This window comes from Xanthobacter sp. 126 (genome assembly GCF_000526175.1).
Classification (GTDB): Bacteria; Pseudomonadota; Alphaproteobacteria; order Rhizobiales; family Xanthobacteraceae; genus Xanthobacter; species Xanthobacter aminoxidans.
This window is the reverse complement of the sequence record NZ_JAFO01000001.1, coordinates 2,660,844-2,683,047: the sequence shown is the minus strand read 5'-3', so window position 1 is coordinate 2,683,047 and position 22,204 is coordinate 2,660,844. Positions and strand designations below refer to the sequence as shown.

Annotated in this window: 23 protein-coding genes and 4 tRNA genes; 15 read left to right on the top strand and 12 right to left on the bottom strand. The window is 65.7% G+C overall.

Annotation, left to right across the window (positions count from 1 at the left end):
• Positions 1 to 15 precede the first annotated feature (15 nt).
• From XAN126_RS28335 to XAN126_RS0112825, 3 genes are all read right to left on the bottom strand, one after another.
• A complete protein-coding gene (locus tag XAN126_RS28335; protein ID WP_024278994.1) occupies positions 16 to 408 on the bottom strand; it encodes a DUF2497 domain-containing protein in 393 nt (130 codons plus the stop codon).
• A 611-nt stretch (positions 409 to 1,019) separates the two neighbouring features.
• The gene (locus tag XAN126_RS0112830) at positions 1,020 to 2,408 is read right to left on the bottom strand and encodes a TolC family outer membrane protein (protein WP_024278993.1); all 1,389 of its coding nucleotides are present in this window, start codon (positions 2,406 to 2,408) and stop codon (positions 1,020 to 1,022) included.
• Between the two features lie 157 nt (positions 2,409 to 2,565).
• Positions 2,566 to 3,228, bottom strand: a complete 663-nt coding sequence (locus XAN126_RS0112825; RefSeq protein WP_024278992.1) for a protein-L-isoaspartate O-methyltransferase — start codon at positions 3,226 to 3,228, stop codon at positions 2,566 to 2,568.
• Positions 3,229 to 3,471: 243 nt separating this feature from the next.
• Here XAN126_RS0112825 and XAN126_RS0112820 point away from each other — a divergent pair, with 243 nt between their 5' ends.
• A complete protein-coding gene (locus XAN126_RS0112820; RefSeq protein WP_024278991.1) occupies positions 3,472 to 3,921 on the top strand; it encodes a group III truncated hemoglobin in 450 nt (149 codons plus the stop codon).
• 53 nt (positions 3,922 to 3,974) lie between these two features.
• Here XAN126_RS0112820 and XAN126_RS0112815 read toward each other — a convergent pair whose 3' ends face one another.
• Positions 3,975 to 5,660 carry a fibronectin type III domain-containing protein gene (locus XAN126_RS0112815; RefSeq protein ID WP_081762622.1) on the bottom strand — a complete coding sequence of 562 codons (1,686 nt, stop codon included), beginning with the start codon at positions 5,658 to 5,660 and terminating at the stop codon, positions 3,975 to 3,977.
• 418 nt (positions 5,661 to 6,078) lie between these two features.
• On the opposite strand from XAN126_RS0112815, the gene XAN126_RS0112810 reads away from it, so the two are divergent.
• The 5 genes from XAN126_RS0112810 to XAN126_RS0112790 all read left to right on the top strand — a co-directional run bounded on the left by XAN126_RS0112810 (position 6,079) and on the right by XAN126_RS0112790 (position 9,754).
• Positions 6,079 to 7,059 carry a glycosyltransferase family A protein gene (locus tag XAN126_RS0112810; RefSeq protein WP_024278989.1) on the top strand — a complete coding sequence of 327 codons (981 nt, stop codon included), beginning with the start codon at positions 6,079 to 6,081 and terminating at the stop codon, positions 7,057 to 7,059.
• An 83-nt stretch (positions 7,060 to 7,142) separates the two neighbouring features.
• Positions 7,143 to 7,216: transfer RNA gene (locus XAN126_RS0112805), tRNA-Cys, on the top strand.
• A gap of 169 nt (positions 7,217 to 7,385) precedes the next feature.
• Entirely contained in the window at positions 7,386 to 9,236 is a 1,851-nt protein-coding gene (locus tag XAN126_RS0112800; protein WP_024278988.1) for an ABC transporter ATP-binding protein, read from the top strand.
• 123 nt (positions 9,237 to 9,359) lie between these two features.
• Positions 9,360 to 9,435, top strand: a tRNA-Asn gene (locus tag XAN126_RS0112795).
• Between the two features lie 242 nt (positions 9,436 to 9,677).
• Positions 9,678 to 9,754 (top strand) — tRNA-Pro (locus XAN126_RS0112790).
• Positions 9,755 to 9,782: 28 nt separating this feature from the next.
• Here the strand turns inward: XAN126_RS0112790 and XAN126_RS28735 are convergent.
• Positions 9,783 to 9,929, bottom strand: coding sequence for a hypothetical protein (locus XAN126_RS28735; RefSeq protein ID WP_197023028.1), 147 nt, complete (start codon positions 9,927 to 9,929; stop codon positions 9,783 to 9,785).
• Positions 9,930 to 10,141: 212 nt separating this feature from the next.
• Between XAN126_RS28735 and XAN126_RS0112780 the strand changes: the two genes are divergently transcribed.
• Complete coding sequence (locus XAN126_RS0112780; protein ID WP_024278987.1) at positions 10,142 to 10,426, top strand: hypothetical protein; 285 nt, start codon at positions 10,142 to 10,144, stop codon at positions 10,424 to 10,426.
• 190 nt (positions 10,427 to 10,616) lie between these two features.
• Here the strand turns inward: XAN126_RS0112780 and XAN126_RS0112775 are convergent, their stop codons facing one another.
• The gene (locus XAN126_RS0112775; RefSeq protein WP_024278986.1) at positions 10,617 to 11,471 is read right to left on the bottom strand and encodes a transporter; all 855 of its coding nucleotides are present in this window, start codon (positions 11,469 to 11,471) and stop codon (positions 10,617 to 10,619) included.
• A gap of 557 nt (positions 11,472 to 12,028) precedes the next feature.
• Here XAN126_RS0112775 and XAN126_RS0112770 point away from each other — a divergent pair.
• The 3 genes from XAN126_RS0112770 to XAN126_RS0112760 are packed head-to-tail and all read left to right on the top strand — an operon-like array spanning position 12,029 to position 14,082.
• Complete coding sequence (locus XAN126_RS0112770; protein ID WP_024278985.1) at positions 12,029 to 12,865, top strand: hypothetical protein; 837 nt, start codon at positions 12,029 to 12,031, stop codon at positions 12,863 to 12,865.
• 54 nt (positions 12,866 to 12,919) lie between these two features.
• A complete protein-coding gene (locus tag XAN126_RS0112765) occupies positions 12,920 to 13,537 on the top strand; it encodes a chromate transporter (protein ID WP_024278984.1) in 618 nt (205 codons plus the stop codon).
• Positions 13,534 to 14,082: a chromate transporter gene (locus XAN126_RS0112760; protein WP_024278983.1), complete on the top strand. Its 549-nt coding sequence runs from the start codon at positions 13,534 to 13,536 to the stop codon at positions 14,080 to 14,082. The genes XAN126_RS0112765 and XAN126_RS0112760 overlap by 4 nt, the downstream gene beginning before the upstream one ends.
• Positions 14,083 to 14,125: 43 nt before the next feature.
• On the opposite strand, the gene XAN126_RS0112755 is transcribed toward XAN126_RS0112760, so the two are convergent.
• The 3 genes from XAN126_RS0112755 to XAN126_RS0112745 form a co-directional block, all read right to left on the bottom strand.
• Positions 14,126 to 14,647: a DUF192 domain-containing protein gene (locus XAN126_RS0112755; RefSeq protein WP_024278982.1), complete on the bottom strand. Its 522-nt coding sequence runs from the start codon at positions 14,645 to 14,647 to the stop codon at positions 14,126 to 14,128.
• Positions 14,647 to 15,222 carry a cold-shock protein gene (locus tag XAN126_RS0112750; RefSeq protein WP_024278981.1) on the bottom strand — a complete coding sequence of 192 codons (576 nt, stop codon included), beginning with the start codon at positions 15,220 to 15,222 and terminating at the stop codon, positions 14,647 to 14,649. The genes XAN126_RS0112755 and XAN126_RS0112750 overlap by 1 nt, the downstream gene beginning before the upstream one ends.
• A 99-nt stretch (positions 15,223 to 15,321) precedes the next feature.
• Positions 15,322 to 16,092: a Sir2 family NAD-dependent protein deacetylase gene (locus tag XAN126_RS0112745; RefSeq protein ID WP_024278980.1), complete on the bottom strand. Its 771-nt coding sequence runs from the start codon at positions 16,090 to 16,092 to the stop codon at positions 15,322 to 15,324.
• A gap of 66 nt (positions 16,093 to 16,158) precedes the next feature.
• Here XAN126_RS0112745 and XAN126_RS0112740 point away from each other — a divergent pair, with 66 nt between their 5' ends.
• The 3 genes from XAN126_RS0112740 (at position 16,159) to XAN126_RS28330 (ending at position 17,791) form a co-directional block, all read left to right on the top strand.
• Complete coding sequence (locus XAN126_RS0112740; RefSeq protein WP_024278979.1) at positions 16,159 to 16,581, top strand: VOC family protein; 423 nt, start codon at positions 16,159 to 16,161, stop codon at positions 16,579 to 16,581.
• Between the two features lie 185 nt (positions 16,582 to 16,766).
• Positions 16,767 to 16,841 (top strand) — tRNA-Glu (locus XAN126_RS0112735).
• A 131-nt stretch (positions 16,842 to 16,972) separates the two neighbouring features.
• Positions 16,973 to 17,791, top strand: coding sequence for a hypothetical protein (locus XAN126_RS28330; protein ID WP_155982298.1), 819 nt, complete (start codon positions 16,973 to 16,975; stop codon positions 17,789 to 17,791).
• A gap of 244 nt (positions 17,792 to 18,035) precedes the next feature.
• On the opposite strand, the gene XAN126_RS0112730 is transcribed toward XAN126_RS28330, so the two are convergent.
• From XAN126_RS0112730 to XAN126_RS0112720, 3 genes are all read right to left on the bottom strand, one after another.
• Positions 18,036 to 18,809 (bottom strand): queuosine precursor transporter, encoded by a 774-nt coding sequence (locus tag XAN126_RS0112730; RefSeq protein WP_024278978.1) that lies wholly within the window; start codon positions 18,807 to 18,809, stop codon positions 18,036 to 18,038.
• Between the two features lie 85 nt (positions 18,810 to 18,894).
• Positions 18,895 to 20,115 (bottom strand): RNA methyltransferase, encoded by a 1,221-nt coding sequence (locus tag XAN126_RS0112725; RefSeq protein WP_024278977.1) that lies wholly within the window; start codon positions 20,113 to 20,115, stop codon positions 18,895 to 18,897.
• Positions 20,112 to 20,888, bottom strand: coding sequence for a TlyA family RNA methyltransferase (locus XAN126_RS0112720; protein ID WP_024278976.1), 777 nt, complete (start codon positions 20,886 to 20,888; stop codon positions 20,112 to 20,114). The genes XAN126_RS0112725 and XAN126_RS0112720 overlap by 4 nt, the downstream gene beginning before the upstream one ends.
• A gap of 169 nt (positions 20,889 to 21,057) precedes the next feature.
• Between XAN126_RS0112720 and XAN126_RS0112715 the strand changes: the two genes are divergently transcribed.
• On the top strand, positions 21,058 to 21,630 hold the full coding sequence (locus tag XAN126_RS0112715) for a hypothetical protein (RefSeq protein WP_024278975.1): 573 nt from the start codon (positions 21,058 to 21,060) through the stop codon (positions 21,628 to 21,630).
• A 73-nt stretch (positions 21,631 to 21,703) separates the two neighbouring features.
• Positions 21,704 to 22,189, top strand: a complete 486-nt coding sequence (locus tag XAN126_RS0112710; protein ID WP_024278974.1) for a hypothetical protein — start codon at positions 21,704 to 21,706, stop codon at positions 22,187 to 22,189.
• Positions 22,190 to 22,204 lie beyond the last annotated feature (15 nt).

Here is a 22,204-nt window from a genome sequence, read left to right as displayed (position 1 = left end):
GTGACGCCCGCGACCCTAGCGCTGGCGGCGGGCGACGCGCTCGATCTCGGCCCGCACCAGATCCTCGACGATGGTCGGCAGGTTGGCGTCCAGCCAGTCCTTGAGCATGGGGCGCAGAATCTCCTTCACGAGATCTTCCACCGTGCGCTCCTTCTGCGGCAGCAGCACGTCGCCGAGATTGCGGAAGGCGGCCATCACCGCAGCATCCGCATTGGCAGAAAGCAGGTCGCGACGCCGCACGCTCTCCGCGGGATGGCCATCGCCGGCAGGCTGCGCCGGACGATGGTCCTCGAAAGCGGAAGACGCCGGCTGCGGGCGCAGGGGCCGCGGCTGGGGCTGGGCCGCGGCAGGCTCGTGGCGATCTTCCATTTCCTCCACCGGATGGTCGGGATAGGTCGGCTGCTGCACCGGGGGCGGTTCTGCGCGCTGTGACGCGGGAGGAGGCTCGTGGCGGGCTTGACGCAGGGCAGCGGCGGCCTCGGCGAAGACCGCTTCATCCTGTTCATCCAGCCACGGACGTTGCTGCCTTGCGGGCGCTTCTGCGGCAGGACGCTCGCCGGCGGGACGCACAGGCGCTGCCGGACGTGACGCGGGCCGCGGCGCCGCCGCATAAGCACCAGCGACCGGAGCGGCTTCACGCGGAACGGGACGGCGGGGAATAGGCGGCGGCTCGGGCGGCGCCTGCCGCTGCGTCACCACGCGGGGCTCCGGCGGACGGCGGGGGCGCCCATCGCCGGAAGGCGGATTTTCACCGCGGCGGGGAGCAGCCTCGGCGTGCGCCGCCGGCTGCTCGTCATCCGCCATGATCCGGCGAATGGAGGCCAGGATTTCTTCCATCGACGGTTCCTGCACCTTGGGGCTCGCAGCCATGTCCCGACCTCGGCCGAAGACGAACCGGCGGACTTCCGGGTGCGGAAACTATCCGCATCCGGAAGCCGACGGAGAGAATCGCCAGTTGTAGAGGGAGTATGGCACCGCCTCAGTTGGCAGCAACAACTGTCGCAGGGGCGTCTTGGGGATTATTTGCCGTCAGGCGTGCGAACACCGGCCCAGCTGTCGCGCACCTGATTGTAATGCACGCGAGGGTCGTAATAGTTCACCTTCAGACCCAGCGACAGGGCATCCAGCCGGCCTATGGTGGAGATCAGCGCATAGGCAGCCACTACCCGGTCGCGCTGGGCGACGACCAGGGACGACTGCGAGTTGGTGAGGTCGCGCTGGGCGTTCAGCACGTCGGTGGTGGTGCGCTGGCCGACCCGCCATTCCTCACGGACGCCCTCAAGGGCGAGCGTGTTGGCGGCGACGGACGCCTGAGCCGCCTGGATCTGCGCCTTCGCGGCCTCAAGCGCGCCCCAATACTGCACGGCCTGGGCGCGGATGGTGTCGCGGTTCACGTCCACCTCGATACGCGCCTGCGTCAGCAGTTCCTTGGCCTGACGGATGTTCGCGTACTCGACGCCGCCCTGATAGATCGGCACCGAGAGATTGAGCGTCACCGCAGCGCCGGACTGGGAGTCGACCGAGAAGCTCTGGTCATAAGACTGCGAGAGCTGGCCCTGCAGCGAGAGGTTCGGCATCAGGCCGCCCTCGGCGACCTTCACTTGGAACATCGCCGCGTCCACGGCGAATTCCGACGCCTTGACGGCCGGGTGATTGTTGAGGCCAGTGGAAATCACCTTGTCCACGGATCCCGGCAGCGTGGCCTCGATCGAGCGCGGCGTGGTGAGCTTGCCCGGCTCGACACCAATCACCTGCCGATAGTTCGCCCGCGCCGTGGAGAGGTTCGCTACGGCCTGGCTCACCTGATACTGGGCATCCGCCACCCTGGCCTCGGCCTGGGCCACGTCGGTGCGGGTCACCTCGCCCACGTTGAAGCGGTCGCGGGTGGCGCGCAATTCCTGCTGATAGGCCGCGAGGCTCTGCTTCTGCAGTTCAAGAAGGGCGATGGCCTGGATGACGTTCATATAGGCCGTGACGCCGTTCAGCATCACCGACTGCTCGGTGTTGCGCAGCGTCTCGCGCGATCCACGCACCTGCGATTCGGCGTTGCGCGTCTGGTTGGCGGTCACGAAGCCGTTGAACAGCGTGTAGGCGGCGTTGAGCGCGAAGGCCCGCGGCCAGATCCAGCCGTTGGTCTTAACTCCCGAGGCCTGCTGCTTGGCGTATTCGGGGCCGGCCTGCGCCGTGGCGTTCAATGTCGGGCGATAGCCGGACAGAGCCTGCGGCACGGTTTCGTCCGTAGCGCGGGTTCCTGCGCGCTGGGCGTTCAGCGTGGGGTTGTTTGTGTAGGCCATGGCCAGCGCCTGATCCAGCGACTGGGCAGACGCGACACCCATAGCCAAAGCAAAGACACTGACGCCCGCCAAACATGCAACACCGCTTCGGCGAATGCGCTTTGCAACCGACATCCCAATCTCCCGATCCGACACGGCCATGCAGACTCGCCGCACCGACTCTGCCGCGCGGTAACTTTTCGGTAAGATATCGGTCCCGCTCCCGATCCGAAACCGATCGGTTCGATGGAAGCGGCGTTTTCGGCCTACCGCGGCAAACGCGCCACAGTGGTCAGAAAGTGAAGCGGGGCGCGGCCTTGAAGCCGGGAAGCGCGGGAACGGCGGCGTTGAAGGCGACCCGTTCGCTCACGGAACCTGCCACCTTGGTAAACACGCAGGCCTTGCCCGCCCCGCCGTGACCAACGACGGCGACAAGGCGTCCGCCTTCCTTCACCTGATCGAACAGGGCGGCCGGCACCTCGTCCACCGAGCCGTTGAGGAGGATGAGGTCGTAGGGGGCTTCCGACTTCCAGCCCCCGTTCAGCGGGCCCTGCATCACCGCGACGTTGGCGACGCCGATCTCGGCGAGCGTGGCGGTGGCGGCGGCGGCGAGGCCGGCATCTTCTTCCACGGCCACCACCTGCTGGGCGAGGCGGGAGAGAACGGCGGCCGAATAGCCGGTGCCGCCGCCGATATCAAGCACATGGTCATGCTCCTGAACGTCCGCCTCCTGGATGAGGCGCGCGAGGATCATGGGCTCGATGAGGTAGCGGGTCGGGCTGCCGGAGGTCAGAGCGAGGTCGTCGTCGATATAAGCGAGCGACTTGAGCTGGGCCGGAACGAAAAGCTCGCGGGGGATTTCCAGCATCGCACCGACGATGCCCGGGTCGGTGACGTTGTTGGTGCGCACCTGGCTATCCACCATGCCGCGGCGCAGCTCGACGTAATCGATCATTTTCCCGTCTCCGGCCATCCCCTTGGCCCGGGGCGCTCAGCGGAGGCGTGTCCCGTGCCGTCGGGCTCAAGAGCCATATTGCCGCCCCTTTTGCAAGGCGCCCCTCGGGAACAGCGGCGGCGCGGACGGGCTCATGTGGCCGCAAGTCGCATGGTTCCCGGCCGGCAGCGGCGGGAGTGTCCTCAACCCTGACGAACGCGCGGATCGATCCGCGCACCGGCCGCGGCCGAGGAGGCGCGACGCATGACGGCAACCAACACCCCCTCCCCGCCTGCATCGCAGGAACCGCAGCCCGAGGGGCTCGACGAAGCCGCGGTCCGTCGTCTGGTCCATACCTTCTATGCACGCGTGCAAAAGGACGCCCTGCTCGGCCCGATCTTCGGCGGTCGCATCGCCGACGAGGCGTGGCCGGTCCATCTCGCCAAGATGTGCGACTTCTGGTCCTCGGTGCTGCTGAAGTCCGGCCGCTACGAGGGCCGCCCCCTGCCGCCGCACCTCGCGCTCGGCAGCGATGCGGGCGAACCACAATTCGCGCGCTGGCTCGCTTTGTTCCGCCCGACCGCCCTCGAGGTATTGCCGCCCGATGCGGCCCAGCAGGCCATCGCCCATGCCGAGCGAATGGCCTATTCCTTCCGGCTCGCCATCGGCTTTCACAAGGGCGAGGACACCACGCGGATCATCCCTTACGGCTGAGCGGAAGGCGGAGCCCGCGGGCGAACCCGCCTCCCCCGCCTTCCGGGCGCGCATCAGAGCTGCTTGTCGGTGGTGCTGATGAACCTCATGCCGCTCGTGGCTTCGAGGTTGGCAAGCGCCGCGTCGATGATCGAGAAGATGGTCGCCCGGGCCGTTGCCTTGCTCAGGTCAAGCTTGGCCGAGCTTGCGACGTTGAGCTTGGTCAGCGCCGACGAGAACGCCGCGCTCGCCTGCGCTGCGGTGTAGAACTGCGCGGGGTTGGTGCCGTTGGAATAGGACAGGGTCTGGGCAACCCTCGAGAAAACGTTGGCCAGCGCGCTCATGTTGAAGACGACGCTGTTGGTGGGCGTTGTCTTCAGGGACGGGCTCGTGGTCGGGATCGGGTTGTTGTAGAGCTGATCCAGGTAATAATGGACCTGATACGGATACTGAACGTAGGTATCCGAGCTTCCCCAGGCCGAACTATAGCTATTCACCGATGTGACGGTCGCGGCCGTCGCCGTGGCGCCGAGATTGCTGTAGCGGGACACGAGCGGTCCGTAGAAACCCTGATTGTAGGCGACGTTCAGGATCACATCGAGGAAACTGTTCGGCAGTGTCGTGAAGTTCTTCAGCGCCGTATCGAAGGCCGGCTCCCACGGGGTGGTCCAGCCCCCCGCGCCCTTTCCGGTGACGTTCAGGGCAACCAGGTCATTGTAGTGGAAGTACGCGACCAGGGCTGGGCCATAGTATTTGTTGTTGAAGGAGGCCGGCGTCGCCTTGGTGTATTGTGTGGCCGCATTGGCCATGGTGAAGCCGATGTTCTTCTGGATCGCCACATAATTTATGAGCGAATGGCCCTTGGGCTGGTAGCTGCCGGAGACCATGTCGGCGGCATAGTTGTTGATCTGGTACGGGCCGCCCTGGCCGACGCCCATGACCGCCTGCTGGTTTGCATTCGGATCAATGAGGTCGCTGCTCGACTTATAGTATTGGGTCGCGATATTTTCCTGAAGCAGCTGGGCGAAGATCGATCCGTAGAGATAATCCTTGTTGTACTGGATGCCGGGAAAGCCTTCATCAATGAGATGGCCCAGCAGCACGCCGGCGACGATATTCGACATGATCAGGTCGTCGTAATTCCCACCTGTGAGGGTGAGCGAGTCCTGGGCGGTGCCGACACCCAGCAGCAGATGGAAATTGATCGTCCCGGTGCTGGCCGTGCTGGGCGGCGGGCCACTGAGGGTGGTGACGGTGACCGGTGCCGATTTGGCCGACGCACCGACCGAATCCACCGCTGCAACGGCAAAGCTGTAGGAGGTGAGCGGCGTCAGGCCCGACACCGTCACGCTGGCGCCGGACGAGGTCGTCGTCAGGGCGCCATTCATATAGATCTGGTAACCGGATATGGTGCAATTCGCGACCGTCACCGGGGTCCATGTCAGCGTTGTGGCGTTGCCGGTGGTGCCGGATGCGGCGAGGCCCTTGGGGACCGGCGGCACGGCGGTGCAATTGGAGCAGGATCCGGACTGCGTCCACGGCTGCCCGGTGCCTGAACCCCCATTGTTGGTGGCGGGGTCCTGATTCTGGGTCCACCAATTGGCGCGATAGATGATGCCATTCTCGCTGGCCTGCGCGCCCGCCGTGTAGACCGATGACGAGTTCCAGGCTGCGGGGCAGGACTGGGCCCAAGCCGATCCTGCAAGCCATGGGGTGAAGGCGGACACCAGTGCGATGGACGTGGCGTGAAAAATCCTCATGGCAGCCCCCGATTTGACAGCCCTTTGGGCGGTACGGGTATAGGGGACTCCACGCTTGTGTTGATAGCTGAAAATGATGCGGTTTAGTAACGCCTAGCGCGGTGAAGAGATTTCGCCTTGGATCTATGGGCTGTGGCCGCCATTTACCATTTTCGATACCTTCGGACGCTGCGATCTATATACACAATTTAAAGTTGCGTTGCATGCGGAGCCTCGCCGCAACCGTCACGGGGGTGATTCCATTTTGTGACGGCGCGCCCCTTTTCCGGGACGTGCTGGAAAGCACTTTAAGCCCGACGAAACCGGCCGATGAGGTACTCGGAACCACCCGGCCCCCTCGACGCACATTCTTCCCTTGGGTAAAAGGGGCGGTGGGCCAATGGTTCGCCGATGCGAGCGCTGACGAGGAAGCCGCCGATTGTCGATTAGGATTGCTGCGGTCATTCCACTCTATAATGGCGCACCGTTCATTGAAGCGGCGCTCCACAGCGTACTGGGCCAGACCCGACCCGCTGATGAAGTGATTGTCGTCAACGACGGTTCCACCGACGAGGGCCCCGCCATCGTCGAGGAGATCGCGCGTCATCATCCCGTGCGCCTGCTGCACAAGCCGAATGGCGGGCAGTCGTCGGCGCGCAATCTGGCCATCCGCTCGACCACATGTTCCCACATCGCGCTGCTGGATCAGGACGACGTCTGGTACGAGGATCATCTGGCGGCGCTGCAGCAGCCGTTCGTCGACGCCGGGATTCGCCGGCTCGGGCTGGTCTACGGCAATCTCGACCAGATCGACCGGAACGGCCGTCTCATTACAGAGCATTGCCTGGATCAGGTCCCCACGCCGCATCCCAAGCGGTCCCTGATGCAGTGCCTGCAACACGACATGTTCATCCTGCCAGGCGCTTCGCTGGTGGATCGGCAGGCCATGCTCGACGCCGGCCTGTTCGACGAGCGCCTGTCCGGCTACGAGGACGACGACCTGTTCGTTCGCCTGTACTCCATGGGCGTGAAGAGCTGCTATCTCGACAAGTCCGTCACCATGTGGCGCATCTATCCGGAATCGACCTCCTTCAGCGCCCGCATGGCGCGCTCGCGGATGATCTATTTCCACAAGCTCATCGAGGCGCATCCGGACGAACCCCGACTCGGGCTCTTCTGGCGCCGGGATGTGATTGCCCCCCGCTTCACCAGCATCCTGCGCAGCGAGTTCCTGCAAGCCTCGAAGGCCGCCGACTTCGCCCGCGCCCTCCGCGCCTGGGACGACCTGAAAACGGTAGCCCCCCACATGAAGAAAAGCGTGCAGATGCGGATCAGGCTTGTGGGACCGCTGATCGAGGCCACGCTCGCCGGACCGTTGACCGGTGTCGCCCGCCGGCTCCTGCGGCACGCCCTGCGCTGACCCACCGCGTTTGCGAAGACGGGGACAATCCGAACCGGTGCTTGCGCGGTCTGGGCGAACGCCTTAAGAACACGCGCTCGTGAGGCCACGTGGCGGAGTGGTTACGCAGCGGACTGCAAATCCGTGTACGGGGGTTCGATTCCCTCCGTGGCCTCCAGTTCCCGCGAAGCTCCCGGAATGGAAGCTCCTGGAATGACCGAGCTTCTGCCCCATATGCGGCGCTGCGCTGCAGCATGCTCTCGGGCCGGAAAGTTGACTTAGCCTCTTGCTGGCAGTTCATGGGGACACCGAAGCGGTCCCGCATCCGGACGCCGCCGGAGATGTACATGAACGCGAAAGCCGCCCAGCGCCACGGGCCTCCGCCCACTTCGGACGAGACCAATGCCGTCCTGCGGCGCCTCCTCCTGTCCGATGGCCGCAAGCACTGGAAGGGCTATGTGCTGGCCTTCGTCTTCATGGGCGCCATGGCCGCCTGCACGGCGGGCCTCGCCTATCTGATGAACGATGCGGTCAACGCCATCTTCGTGCACCCCACCCCTGCGGCGGTGTGGGCGGTATCCGGTATCGTGATGGTGCTTTCCATCATCAAGGGCGCCTCGGCCTACGGGCAGAGCATCACCATGGCACGCATCGGCAACCGGGTGGTGGCGGACAACCAGAAGCGCGCCTTCGACCGGCTGATGCTTCAGGACGCCGCCTATTTCGGCCATCGCCACACGGCGGAAATCACCACCCGCTTCACCGCCGGCGCCGCGGGCGCGCGCGGCGCGCTGGACCTGATCGTCACCAGCATCGGCCGCGACTTCCTCTCGCTGGTGATGCTGGCCGGCGTCGCCTTCGTGCAGGATCCCTTCCTGGCCATCATCGCCCTCGTGGTGATGCCAGCGGCGGTGCTGGGCACGCGCAAGCTCATCAAGAAGGCCAAGACCATCTTCACCACCGGCTTCACCTCGGGCGTGAAGCTGTCCTCCATCGTCATGGAGGTGTTCCAGGGCATCCGCACGGTGAAGGCCTATACGCTTGAACCGGTGATGCGGGAGCGCACCCACAAGTTCATCGACGACGTGGAGATCAACGCCAACCGCCTCGTGCGCACCCAGGCCAAGTCCAGCCCCCTGATGGAGACGCTGGGCGGCCTCGCCATCGGCGGCGTGATTCTCTACGCGGGATACAACGTGATCGAGCTCGGCCGTTCGCCGGGCCAGTTCTTCTCGGTGCTCACCGCCCTGCTGCTGGCCTATGAGCCCGCCAAGCGGCTGTCGCGCCTCCATGTGGAGCTGGTCAGCCACGTGATGGGCGCACGCATGCTGTTCGATCTGCTCGACGCGCCCGCACCCGACGCCGACTCCCCCGGTGTCGGCGCCCTGCCCCGCCCCCGCGGCCGGGTGGAGTTCAAGGACGTGGTGTTCGCCTATCGCCCCGGCGAGAATGTGCTGCGCAGCCTCGATCTGGTGGCGGAGCCCGGCCGGACGACGGCGCTGGTCGGCCAGTCCGGCGGCGGCAAGACCACCATCATCAACCTCATCGAGCGTTTCTACGATCCCCAGTCCGGCGCCGTGCTGATCGACGGCGTGGACACCCGCACCGTCTCCCGCACCTCCGTGCGGGCCTCTGTGGCCCTGGTGAGCCAGGACGTCTACCTGTTCTCGGGCACCGTCCGGGAGAACATCGGCTTCGGCCGACCCGGCGCATCGGAGGAGGAGATCGTCGCGGCGGCCAAGGCGGCCCACGCCCACCCCTTCATCATGGGCTTCGAGCACGGCTACGACACCGCCGTGGGCGAGCATGGGGCACAGCTCTCCGGCGGGCAGCGCCAGCGCATCGCTATCGCCCGCGCCTTCCTGAAAAATGCGCCCATCCTGCTCCTCGACGAGGCCACCGCCGCCCTCGATTCCGAATCGGAAGCCGAGGTGCAGAAGGCGCTGGCGGAACTGGCCCACGAGCGCACCACCATCGTCATCGCCCACCGCCTTCAGACCGTGGTGCGCGCCGACCGCATCTGCGTGATCGAGGGCGGCCGCGTGGTGGAGAGCGGCACCCATGACGAGCTGATCGCCCGTCGCGGTCGCTACTACGGATTCTATTTCGCCCAGTTCGCCCACGAGAGCGAAAATGCCGGCTCCAGCGTGAGCGGCACGGCAGAGTCCGGTCCGGAAGGCGATTTGCTGCGCGCTTGAAAATCCAGCACCGGCGCCACTTTGCGCGCCGGTGGGGCAACTTCCCCCGGAAAAGCGCGTGTTACGGCTTCACAAGCGGCGATGTGGTTGCTATATCGCCGGCCTCGGTCGCGAGACCCACGGTCCCTGATAGCTCAGTTGGTAGAGCGTTCGACTGTTAATCGAATGGTCGCAGGTTCGAGTCCTGCTCAGGGAGCCACTTCTACCTCCACGTCGGAAAGCCCATCGCCCGCGAGGCCTCAACAGGCGATTGCACGCGGGGCGTGATCTTCGGACGCTCCGTGGCGCTGCTGGATCCGGGCCGGAATGACCTCCGGGACGTCTCCGGGACTTTGCGTCACGAACCGCCCGAAACGTCCACCTTGCATTCTCCTAATGGGCGCTCCGCCCCTTGCGCCCCCCGTCCTGAAAATGTAGCAACGAAGCCGTTCGGCGGAATGTCGGAGCATAGCGCAGCCTGGTAGCGCATCTGCTTTGGGAGCAGAGGGTCGCAGGTTCAAATCCTGCTGCTCCGACCACCCTCCGCCGCCCCTCCCCGCCGCAGGCTCAGCGGCCGGGCGGATCGACCTTCACCCCGTTGGGGCCGATCTCGATCTGCATGGTGTTCCGGTCGCGCTCATAGGCCTGATAGGCGAACACCCCACCAACCACGACGAGAATCGCGATCACGCCGTAGAGGACATTGCGCGGCATCTGTGTGCTCCTGTCGCTGCTTCGCTGACTGGAGCTGCAACGCCCCCGCTTTCCCGATTGTTCCGCTAAAGCCGGGTGGAGGCTAATCTTCCCGGGCGGTGTGACGGCACCGGGGGGATGCGACTCACCCGACTTGCGGGATGGTCTCGCGGCATCAGGCTCAGGCGGCAGGATTGCGCCGCCGGGCGGGATTTTGGGAAAGGACGATTGCAATGGCTTCGGATACGGAGCTTGCCGAGTGGCTCGGCTCGATGCTCAAGGCGGTAGGCACCACGCAGGCCCACACCATGGTGCAGCATTACATCCTGCGCGACATCGTCACCCAGCTCGCCGGGCAGCAGGATCGCCCGGACGGCTTCATCGCCGATATGTTCGAGCGCGTGAGCGGGCTCGTCGATCAGTGCGAGCTTGCGGGCAAGCCGGACATCGAAGCCGAGATGCGCTGGTACGCGGAGACGTTCTTCACCTCCATCGGCAAGACGCTGGAGCCCAAATAGGTCGCCGGGACCAAGTGGGGCACAGGCACGACCTCGCCTCCGCGCGCGAGGGCCCGCCGACCGTTCTGCGACGAAGGGGGTCGGCGTCTCGGGTCACGGAGGCGGATCGGCCGCGCCGACCTTGGATGGAGGCCCGGCCTCGCTCATGGCCAGACCTCCCTCGTGAGGAGGTCTGGCCGCTTCACGAGCTCTATTTGTGCAGCAGCGCGGTCTGCTGGGTCGACGCAGGCGGGTTCCAGAGCGGAACGATGATGCGGCCCCACAGGCGGGTATCGTTGCCACCGTAGTTCTGCTCATAGACGTCGGTGGTGAGATAAGCTTGCAGGATCACAGGACCAAAATCGTAGCCGACAAGGCCACCGATCGCGAACTGGCTCTGTTTCTGGTAAAATGGGATGGGATTGTTAAGGTCTGTGGAGTAATAGGCTACCGGGCCGATCTCGAACTTTCCGAACTTCTTGGTGGCGGTCAGATCGACGTTCAGGAAGTTCGGGTTGATCGTATTGCTCACGCCGTTCGCTTGGATGCCCCAGATGGCGTTTGCCGTCAGATTCCAGCCATCCGCCGTGTAGCTGAGGGCAAAACGCTGGTTGAACGAGGTTGAATCGAAGGCCACCCCCGTATTCACGCCGAGATAGAAGCCGGCCATGTAGCTGAAGCCGAAGCCGTTCCCCAGATCCCAGGCGACCTGAGCGGCGAAGAACGGATTATAAAAGCCGGACGTATAGTCTCCGTTCTGCACGCCGACGCCGACAACCGGCACGGCAGTCAGAAGCTGTAGCCGCCCGCCGAACAGGAATACCGGAGTAGCCCAGGCCAGAACGGGAATATCCACGCCGACGCAGGTGCTGTCGGGCGAAGTATTGCGGCAGCCATAGTCAGCCGTATTCACGGCATATACGCCTTCCGGCAGCGGCGCGCCGGCAGCCAGACCAACCGTTTCACCTGGCTGGGTCACGGAGCCGGCGTGCGCGGGCAGGGATTCGGGCAGCAAGGCTGCCGCAGACAAAGCGGCTACGGCCGCCATTCTTGCGAATGTCGTCATTTTTTCCTCCGAAAGGCGGAGCCCACGACCGCCGTCCCAACGGCGGGGCTCATCGCTGGCGCTTCCTCAGGCGCTAATGCGCCGCTCTCTTTTCGGTCCAAGGCGTCGAGGCCCTGGACGAGATCACTGCACGGCCCGCGAACGGGCGCGTACATCGTGGACACTTCGGACAACGGCCCGGAGTGCAGAGGCATCAACTGGGGAATGCTAACGGCAGCGTGTCACGACCTTAGCGGTGCGGGGATCAATCCCAGGCGCCGCTCGGGACCTTCGAGGATGACCGGTATCCCTTGTCCGGGTCCTTGAAGCCGAAGCGGCGTCAACGTTAGCTCAATTTAAGGGCACGCAATACTATTCGAGCGATCCATCCGCCCAAATCGGACGCAAACGCGCGCGATGTGACGTTCGCGCAACAGTTTCGGAACGTCGCCGGTGGCCGGTTGCGGGCAGGACATGGCGAGGCAGTAGACATCCGGTCGCAGGCGACGGAAGGTGTGCGCCTTATCGGATTCTGGGGTCCCAACGAATCCGACGTTACGCAAAGTGAGCACGACGCCATGCTCGACATCCACTATCGTGAATACAAGATTCTGCTCCGGCCGCAGCAATTCTACTCGCCCAAGCGTTTCGAGGATTACTGGAATGAAGTGAAGGCGGTCGCCAAGAAGCACGGGGTGGGCGTGGTCACCAACAAGGACGCCTTTCACCGGCAGGTCCGCGAAGTGCTGTTCTATGATACCCCGGACTTCGACCTCTACCGCAACTCCTTCATCCTGCGGAAGCGCACCTTCTACGACGACGGCTGGCCGCGCCCGGAGCATGAACTTGCCCTGAAGTACCGCAGCCCGGATCGGGAGAAGGCGACGGCGGTGGAGATGGCCCCCCGCATCACCGGCGCGGTTCAGGTGAAGTTCAAGGAAGAAATTCTTCCCCTCAAGGAAGAGATCGGCGGCATCCGCTCGCTCTATTCGCACAATTGCATCATTACGTCGCTCGGGGCCGTGCTGAGCCCGGCATTGAAGAACATCATGTCCATATTCCCCTCCATGTCGGCGGTGGATGCGGATGGGGATTCCCAGATCGACCTCGTGAACAGCATGGCGGTGGAGGAAATCCAGGTCGATCCCGGCCACTTCGATTTCGGCCACGGCTACGAGGCGAAGGCGACCATCGCCATCTGGCGCAATCGCGCGTCCGAGCAGTCGCTGGTGGGGGAATTCGCCTTCCAGGCGAAGTTCGATCACTACAGCGAGGTCAACGACAAGGCGAAGCGCCTCTCCGAGGACTTCTTCCGCGATGTGCAGAACATGGCGCCCGAATGGGTGCAGCTCGGCACCACCAAGACCGCCATGGTCTATGGCATCGGTGCCAAGGAAGTCGCGCACTCCGAATAGGGATCATGGCGGGCCCAACCGGCCCGCTCACCTTCACCCTCCCGGCGAAAATCCATGAGCGTCAAAGAGCCGCCGATCCCAGCACCGCCTCCCGAGCCCGGCACCCCGCAAGGCGCGGCCGCAACGCAGGTTTCCATCCTGGAAATCTTCATCACCTTCCTCATCATCGGCGGCATCAGCTTTGGCGGCGGCGTGGTCGCCTATCTGCGCAACGCGCTGGTGGTGGAAAAGGGCTGGCTGGACGAGGAGGAGTTCCTCACGGCGCTGGAAATCTCCCAGGCCCTCCCCGGCCTCAATGCGACCAACATGAGTGTCATCGTCGGTGACCGGCTGCGTGGTCCGGTGGGCGCGATCGCCGGCTTCCTCGGCATGACGCTGCCGGGCGGCCTGCTCGTGTTCGCGCTCGGCATCTTTTACGTGTCCAACCACGGCAATCCGGCCATGCACGCCATCCTTGCCGGCATCGGTGCCGCCGCCGTGGGGCTGCTCGCGGCGGTGACGGTGCAGATCGGGCACAAGCAGCTGGAGCACCTGCGCGAGATCCTGCTCATCCTCATCACCGTGGTGCTGGTGAGCTTCCTCCACGTCTCGCTGGTGCTGGTGCTGCTCACCGTGCTGCCCCTGGCCCTCTTCATCTACCGTCCGGGCCGCGGAGAGGTGGACGAGCCATGAACAATCCGCACACCGACCTCAGCGTCCTCGGCGTTTTCTCGCTCCTGTCGCTCCTCGCCATCGGCGGCGGCACGGCGGTGCTGCCGGAGATGAAGGCGCTGACCATCGATGCCCATCACTGGCTGACCGACAGCCAGTTCCGCGACATCTACAGCCTCGGGCAGGTGGCGCCGGGGCCGAACATGCTGATGGTGATCGTCATCGGCTATCACGTCGCCGGCACGCTGGGGGCGTTCCTCGCCTTCACCGGCTTCTTCCTGCCGGCGTCCGTTCTGGCGCTCGGCTCCTCCCGCCTGTGGAATCATTTCGACGGCTCGCCCTGGCGGCTCGCTTTGCAGATGGCGCTGGCGCCCATCGTCGTCGGGCTGATGGCTGCCGGCACGGTCGCGGTAGCGCGCACCGCCATCACCGGGACCGAGACGACGCTGATCGCCGTGGCGGTGTTCGTCCTCGTCTATTTCGGGCCGAAGATGATCGGGAAAAAGGTCAACCCGGCCCTCTACATCTTCGCCGGAGGGCTGCTGGGCTATCTGACGCTGAAATAGGGGAACTCCCCCTATTTCGCCGGGAACCCATTTGGCCGGAAATCTATTTGGCAGGGAACATGGGGTGGGCAATCTTGTCGCCGGCCTTCAAGCCCTGCCTGCGCGCCTCGCCCCCGCCGATCTCCAGCACCGCGCGCACCGGCTCTCCGGAGGAGATGGTCTCGGTCGACAGCGGGGTGGTCATGGCGGCGATCCGGGCGATGGAGCCGTCGGCACGGATGAACACCATGTCCAGCGGAATGAGGGTGTTCTTCATCCACATGTAGACTGGCTGGTCCACCTTGAAGTCGAACAGCATGCCGCCCCGCTCGGGCAGCGTCTTGCGGCACATGAGGCCCTGAGTGCGCTGCTCGTTGGTGCGCGCGACCTCCACCTGGAAGGCCAGCACCCCCTTGGCGGTGACGATTTCCAGCGGGTCCAGCACCGGGTTGGGATCGATCTTGATCTGGGCGCACTCGGCCTCGGCCGCGCGGGCGAGGCCCGGCAGCCCTGCGAGCGGAAGCGCGAGGGTGAACGCAAGCGCGAATTTGGCCGCCAGGGCAGCCCGCGACAGAATCTGGCTCATCAATTGTTCCCGCTGGGGCCGCCGTCGGCCTTCACTTCCGCGGCCATCAGTCCCTTGGACCCGTCGCCGTAGCGCACCAGGACGCTCTGGCCGGGGCGCAGCTCGGTGAGGCCGTGACGGCGCAGGGTTTCCATATGCACGAAGATGTCGGGCGTGCCGTCGCCCTGGGTGAGGAAGCCGAAGCCGCGCAGCCGGTTGAACCACTTCACCGTGGCCCGCTCGAAGCCGCTGGTGGGCTCCACCACGGCGCGGGTCCGGGGCAAGGCCGGCGCGGTGTGGACCGCGGTCGACAGGTCAAGCGAGAGCACGCGGAAGGCCTGCCGCCCCTTGGTGCGCTCGATGGCCTCGCATACCACGCGGGCGCCTTCCATGGCGGTCTGGAAGCCGTCGCGGCGCAGGCATGTCACATGAACGAGGACGTCGGGACCTCCATCGTCCGGCACGATGAATCCGTAGCCTTTCGACGCGTCGAACCATTTGATGGAGCCGGTGACTTCGACGAGCCCGGCAGGCTCCTCGGTCCCCTCCTCCGAGCCGGCGGTCCGTGGCCCCAGCCCCAGTGCGTCAGACCCCATGACCACCCCGAAACTAACGCGCGGCGGCGCACCCGTTGCCGCGGAGAAGGTAGGATAGCAACTGAATGGCGCAACGCCCACCCTCTTCGCGCGCCATTGTCACCCGTCACCGGCAAAGGGCGCGAGCGCGTCCCCGATCTCGTCGCGGACCACCAGTTCGGCCATGTCATCGAACTCCGTGGGCTCGCGGTTGAGGATGATCAGCCGGGCCCCCTTCTGCCGGGCCTTGAGCGGAAATCCCGCCGCCGGAAACACCACCAGCGAAGAGCCGATGACGATGAACAGGTCGCTGACCTTGGTCAGCGCATCCGCCCGCGCCATCTCGCGCTCGGGCATGGCCTGGCCGAAGGAGATGGTGGCCGCCTTCACCGGCCCGCCGCAGGCCGGGCAATCGGGGGCGATGCCCCCGGCGGCATCGAAGCGCTCCTTCACCCAGGCGAGCTCGTAGCGCGCGCCGCAATCGAGGCAGGTGGCATAGGTGCCGTTGCCGTGCAGTTCCACCAGCGCGTCGTCCGGCACGCCGGAGGCCTGGTGCAGGCCGTCGATGTTCTGAGTGATGACGCCGGCGATCCGTCCGCGTCCCAAAAGCCGGGCGAGCGCCCTGTGACCCCGGCCGGGCCGCGCCCCGGAGAAGGCCTCCTCCGTCGCGAACTTGCGCCGCCACGCCTCGTTGCGCGCGGCCTTGTGGGCGACGAACACGTCGAAGGGGATGGGCTTGTTCTGCGTCCACAATCCGCCGGGGGAGCGGAAATCCGGGATGCCGCATTCGGTGGAGATGCCCGCTCCGGTAAAGGCGACCGCGCGCGCCGACCCGTCCAGAAGTTCGCGGAGGCGCTGCTGCGCCCCCTTGAGATCGCCTTCATAGATCATACGTCACCTGCTACTTCACTCCGGCCGGCCCGCCGGCTTGCGCCCTCATACGGACGAGACCCCCCGATGCGCTTCCTGCACACCATGGTCCGCGTGACCGACATCGACCAGTCGCTGGACTTCTACTGCAACAAGCTGGGTCTCAAGGAGGTCCGCCGCAAGGAGGTGCCGCAGGGCCGCTACACCCTCGTCTTCCTCGCCCCTCCCGGGCAGGAGAACGTGGCCGAGATCGAGCTGACCTACAATTGGGACAAGGAGCCCTATGGCGAGGGTCGCAACTTCGGCCATCTCGCCTTCGAGGTGGAGGACATCTACGGCCTGTGCGAGCGCCTGATGGCCTCCGGCGTCACCATCAACCGCCCGCCTCGCGACGGCTACATGGCCTTCGTGCGCTCCCCCGACAACGTCTCCGTCGAACTGCTGCAGAAGGGCGGCCCCAAGCCCCCGGCCGAGCCGTGGGCCTCCATGCCCAACACCGGCAAATGGTGAGCGCCTGACACGCCGCTTTTGAGCCGCCGCAACCTCCCGCCGGCGCCCACCTGATCCCGGGCCGCGCCCTCTGCCCACAGGGCGGGAGGACGCGGCTTTGGATAATTTCCCCACAGGCTTGCAGCCAAGCCGCCCGCCCCCTATAAGGACGCCCTCTCCGGTGGCCAAAACCCCGGAACGGCCGCGCGCCCTTCGTCTATCGGTTAGGACGCCACCCTTTCACGGTGGAGAGAGGGGTTCGACTCCCCTAGGGCGCGCCAAAATACCTTCGCCAAAAATTCATAGTGATTTGCAAGGGGTTGCCGCACCCCTCCTCGACAATGGTACCCCAGCCGGGACCCAAATCGGGTCCCCAAACCTGCCCGAAGCGGCCATAGTCGGAGGTAGAGCGATGGCTGACGGAAACGCCTTCGACCCTGATATCGACGCGATGGATCTGGACGTTTTCGAGAAACACGGGTTGCAGCTCTACCGCAACTACACCCGTGCGTTTGAGAGCCACGCGGAAAAAAGGTTCGCCGAACAGATCGATAGCGGCAGCGCTAACCTATCTGAACTAGAACGTATAGCTCACCTAATCGTCCAAGAAGATCCCCGTTTTCTCCCAATGATCGTATGCGCCTACGCAGACGATGAATTGCGCAATATGTTCAAGATTTCAGTTCCCGAAGGCGTTCCTGGGGGAAAAAGTGACATTTTGGGCCGAATGGGCCCATTTTCGGATTTGGCGAAGAGAATTCAACTTTCGTACATATTTAGCATGATCTCGCATGATCTATGCATCGAATTCGATAAGCTTCGATTGGCTCGAAATAAGCTTGCTCATAGCTGGGACATAACGTCGCTTCGAGGATTCTTCGAGGAACCTCGCATTGCTACCATTAATGGGCCGACCGAAGCGCTACACGAAGGACGGGATTGGTTTCCCGACCCGCTCCTCGAACTGTCCGGGCTGCAACGCTTTCGCATTAACCTTCTCTGGCTAGTGGCGAGAATGGCATACGAAGCTAGGTTTTGGGCGAAGGCGAGAAAGCACCGCTTGCAGCCCCATCAGGCTCTTTACGGAAAAAACAGCCCGCGCCTTCTCGGAAAGATCTCCCATGTCGCGATGGTCGCTACTCAGCAAGTCGTTGATGAGGGGCGGAAGTCACCCATCCCTGCCGACAGCGACAACACGGCGGGAAGCCCAACAACCTCTGGAAGTCCCTAGGGGCGGGCAGACCAATCCAAAATAAACAGATCATCAAAGGTACGGACGAGGAAGTCCGGCGCCTCACCTCCCCAGCCTCTCCCGGACCCTCCCACCCCTGCCGCTATTCAATGGACCTTCCGGTCACTGTCGGCACGCCTTCGGCCTCCAGCACCGCAGCAAACGGCCTCAGGGGTAGAGCCCTGAGAGGCATCCTCGGCTCTGGCAGCATCCACCCCCGCAACCCGTCGAGCTTCACGCCCCCTCACACCTTCACCCGAAACGGCGTGAAGTCCGTGCCCACGTCGTACACGTCCACCCCCTCCCTCCGCTTCATGAAGCCGACGATCTTGTAGGTGACGGGGGTGAGCACCGCTTCCCAGCCCACCTTGAGCAGGTAGTTGGAGACCATCACAGTCAGCACGAGGTGGGTGTCCCACACGCCGAGGAAGGCGAGCGGGTAGAAGATGAGGCTGTCCACGGCCTGCCCGACGATGGTGGAGCCGATGGTGCGGGTCCACAGCATCCGGCCGCCGGTGAGCACCTTCATCCAGGCCAGCACGAAGGCGTTGGCGAACTCGCCGCACCAGAAGGCGAGAATGGAGGCGAAGAAGATCCGGGGCGTCTGGCCGAACACGCTGGTGACGGCGTCCTGCCCCGTCCAGCCCGGCGCGGGCGGGATGGCGACGACGATGGCCGTCATCAGCGCCGCATAGACGGAGGCGGCGAAGCCCACCCACACGATGCGGCGGGCGCGGGCATAGCCATAGACCTCGGTCAGCACGTCGCCGAGCACGTAGGACAGGGGAAAGAACAGCACCGCCGAACCGAACACGAACGGGCCGATGAGCGGCAGTTCCACCACCGACACCTTGGCGGCGCCGACGAGGTTCGAGCAGATCAGGATGACCGCGAAGGCCACCATGCAATAATCGTAATAGCGCAGGCGCTTGCCTTCGAGGGCGCGCGCCTCCACCGGCGTGATGCCGGCGCGGGTCTCGACGCCATCGACGCCGAAGGGTGTGTTGTCGGAAAGCATGTGGGGCAGCCTCGATGCTGCACCGCATTAAACCGCAAAGTTCGGCCCAAGCCCAGATCGCGCTTGGGAAGCACGCCGGACACCCTCAGCGCGAAAAGGTCGCCACCAACTCCACATGGGCCGAATAGCGGAACTGGTCCACCGGCACCACGCCCTCAAGCCGCATCCCGCCCGCGACGAGGAGCGCCGCATCTCGCGCGAAGGTGGCGGCATTGCAGGAGACATAGACGAGGCGAGGCAGCCGCGAGGCCGCAAGCTCACGCGCCTGCGCCTCCGCGCCCTGCCGGGGTGGGTCGATCACCACGGCATCGAAGGCGGCAAGCTCGGCCGCCATCAGCGGGCGGCGGAACAGGTCGCGTGCCTCACCGTCCACGCCCTTCAGGCCTGGCGTGTGGCCGGCCTTGAGCAGAGCGGCGAGCGCACCCGCATGGCTTTCGGCGGCGAACACGCGCGCCGTTTCGGCAAGGCGCAGGGCGAAGGTGCCCACGCCTGCGAACAGGTCCGCCACCTTGCGGGCGCCAGCCATGCCCGCCGTGACATGATCCGCCAGCACACGCTCGCCTTCGGCCGTCGCCTGGAGGAAGGCCGCCGGCGGCAGGTCCACCCGGGCCCGGCCCATAGCGAGGCGCGGCGGCTCGCGCTGGATGACGAGTTCGCCATGGCGCGTCAGCCGGGCGAGGCGGAAGCGGTCGGCGATGACCGCGAGGTCGGTGAGAAGCGCGGGCGGCAGGGGGCCGGAGCCGCGCACGTCCATGTCCAGCCCGGTGTCGGTGGCGATGAGCTGGAGATCGAGCGGCTTCTTCAGCGGCGCCAGCGCCTCGGCCACCGCACGGGCGGCCGGGAGCGCCTGGTCGAGCCCCGGCGCCAGCACGGGACAGGCGTCAATGGCGACCATGGCGTGGGACTTGCGCTCGGCAAAGCCGACGACGGTTCGCGCGCCATACTGCCGGGCGTGGAAGATCACCCGCCGCCGCCCTGCCCCATGGGCATCGATGGTGGGGGCAACGTCCGCCTCGATCCCCTCGCGGGCGAGGGCATCCACCACCATCTGCCGCTTCCAGGCGAGATAGGGCGCGCGCTCCCAATGCTGGAGCAGGCAGCCGCCGCAGCGGCCGAAATGCGGACACGGGGGCTCCACCCGCTCGGGGCTGGGCTCGACGATGGCATCGAGGAGGATGCGCTCGCCCTCCGCCTCCCCCCGCACCAGCTCCCCGGCGAGGGTGAGGGGCGCGAACAGGGGGCCGGAGGGGCCGCGGACGATGCCATCGCCCTGCGCGCCCATGCGCTCGATGCGGAACTCGGTCACGGTCGGATCGCCCCCACGAGATATTCCTGATTGCCGTCGCCGCCCGCGATGGGCGACGCAATGCGGCCGAGAAGGCGCCAGCCCAGCGACGTGATCTCCTGCTCCACCTTGGCGCAGACCTCGTCCCGCACCGCCGCGTCGCGCACCACGCCCTTGCGGACGAAGGCCCGCCCCGCCTCGAACTGCGGCTTCACCAGCGCCACCAGCCGGGAGGCGGGCGCGGCGAGCGCGAGGGCGGCAGGCAATACCAGCGCGAGCGGGATGAAGCTGACATCGATGACGACGAGATCGAAGCCGCCCGGCACCAGGGCGGGATCGAAGGTGCGGATATCCGTTTCCTCGAACAGGCGGACGCGCGGATCGTCCCTCAGGCGGGCATGGAACTGGTCGCGCCCCACATCGACCGCATGCACCCGTCGCGTGCCGCGCCGCAGCAGCACCTCGGTGAAACCACCGGTGGAGGAGCCGACATCCAGCGCCTCGGCCCCGGCGGGATCGATGGCGAAGGCGTCGAGGCCCGCCGCGAGCTTGAGCGCGCCGCGCGACACGTAGTCGTGGACGTCTTCGGCCTCGATGTGCGCACCGACGCCGACCTCCGCCGAAGCCTTGGCCACCACGACCCCATCCACCTTCACCAGCCCGGCGGCCAGCGCGGCCTGGGCGCGGGCGCGGCTGTCGAACAGGCCGCGCTCCACCAGCAGGCGGTCGAGCCGCATGCGGCGGCCGGCGTCCTGTTCGCCGTCACGGGCCATATGGGAATGGGGTTTCAACATTTTTTGCCGCAGGGCTCCCTGCCCGATGTCGCGGGCGGCCGGAGGCCGTGATATGCGATGGCTGCGGGGGACGCAAACACCAGTCGACAGTTGCGATTCGGAGACCGGAGGTGCGTCCGCCGGTCACCAGGCCTGTCGATCGTGCGGCGAGGGCGAGGACCCGGTGGCGATGGGTGGATGGTTCTACGGCCGGTGCGCGATCCTGGCGATAGCCGCAGCGTGCGTGCTCGCGCCGGTCTCGGGCGAGGCTGCCCCCAAATCCACCGGCAAGACCGGCGGGAAATCCGATTCCAAAAAGGCTGAGGCCAAGGCGGACCTCCGGATCTGGCTGGTCGTCAAGGTCGACGAGACCTATGTGCTGCGCTTCGGCCTGCCCCGCACCGCCGACCCTGTGTTCGCCGTCTCCTGCCAGCCGGGCGCGCAGCTGATCCAGTTCACGGCGGAAGTGGCCTCCGGCAAGGTGAAGGCGGGCGACGGCGTCGCCCTCTCCCTCGCCGCCGGCAAGCGGCATCTGGAGCTGGCAGCGTCCGCCTTCCGGGGTTCAGCCGAAGGCAAGGTGGTGGTGGAGGCGGCGGTCGCGCTGGACGGCCGCGTCCTCGACCTCTTCTCGGACGCGGACAATCTCGTCGTGCGCCTGCCCGGTGCTACCGAGACCTATCCGCTCGCCGGAGCCAAGCCCAAGCTGCCGGACTTCCGCCGCGCCTGCCTCACCACCATGCCCGCGCCGGCCGATCGCAGGTAACTTTACGGCAGGCTGGCATCTTTCCCTTTTGGATCGAGCCGGTATGATCCGCCGCCGCAAAAGGGACCCTGACATGCTTCGTTCCGTGCTCGCCGCCGCCCTGGTTGCCATCTCGGCCCCCACCATCGCCGCTCCCGCGCAGGAGAAGCCGGCGGAGAAGATGGTCTGGCACATCCAGGACAGCGAGGACACCGCCGCGCTGGTGTACGGCGTGCCCGACAGCGACAAGGCCGCGATCTTCTTCCTTTGCCAGAAGGACGGGTCCGCCATCACCGTCCAGTCCATGATCGGCTCGAAGGATCTGGCGCGCGGCGCCCAGACCGCCATCGTGCTGAGCGCCGGCAGCATGAAGAAGAGCTACCCCGGCAAGGCGGTGGCCATGGAGGAAGGCGACGCGGTGAATGTGGAGGCGCCGGCCCAGATGACGGACGTCAAGGCGCTCACCAAGGCCTCCGGCACCCTCACCATCGAAGTGAAGGGCGCCAAGCAGGCCATCTCCCTCTCCGGCATCGGCCCGGCCATCACCAAGTTCGAGACCGCCTGCAAGCCCAAGAGCTGAGCAGCCCTCGGGAAG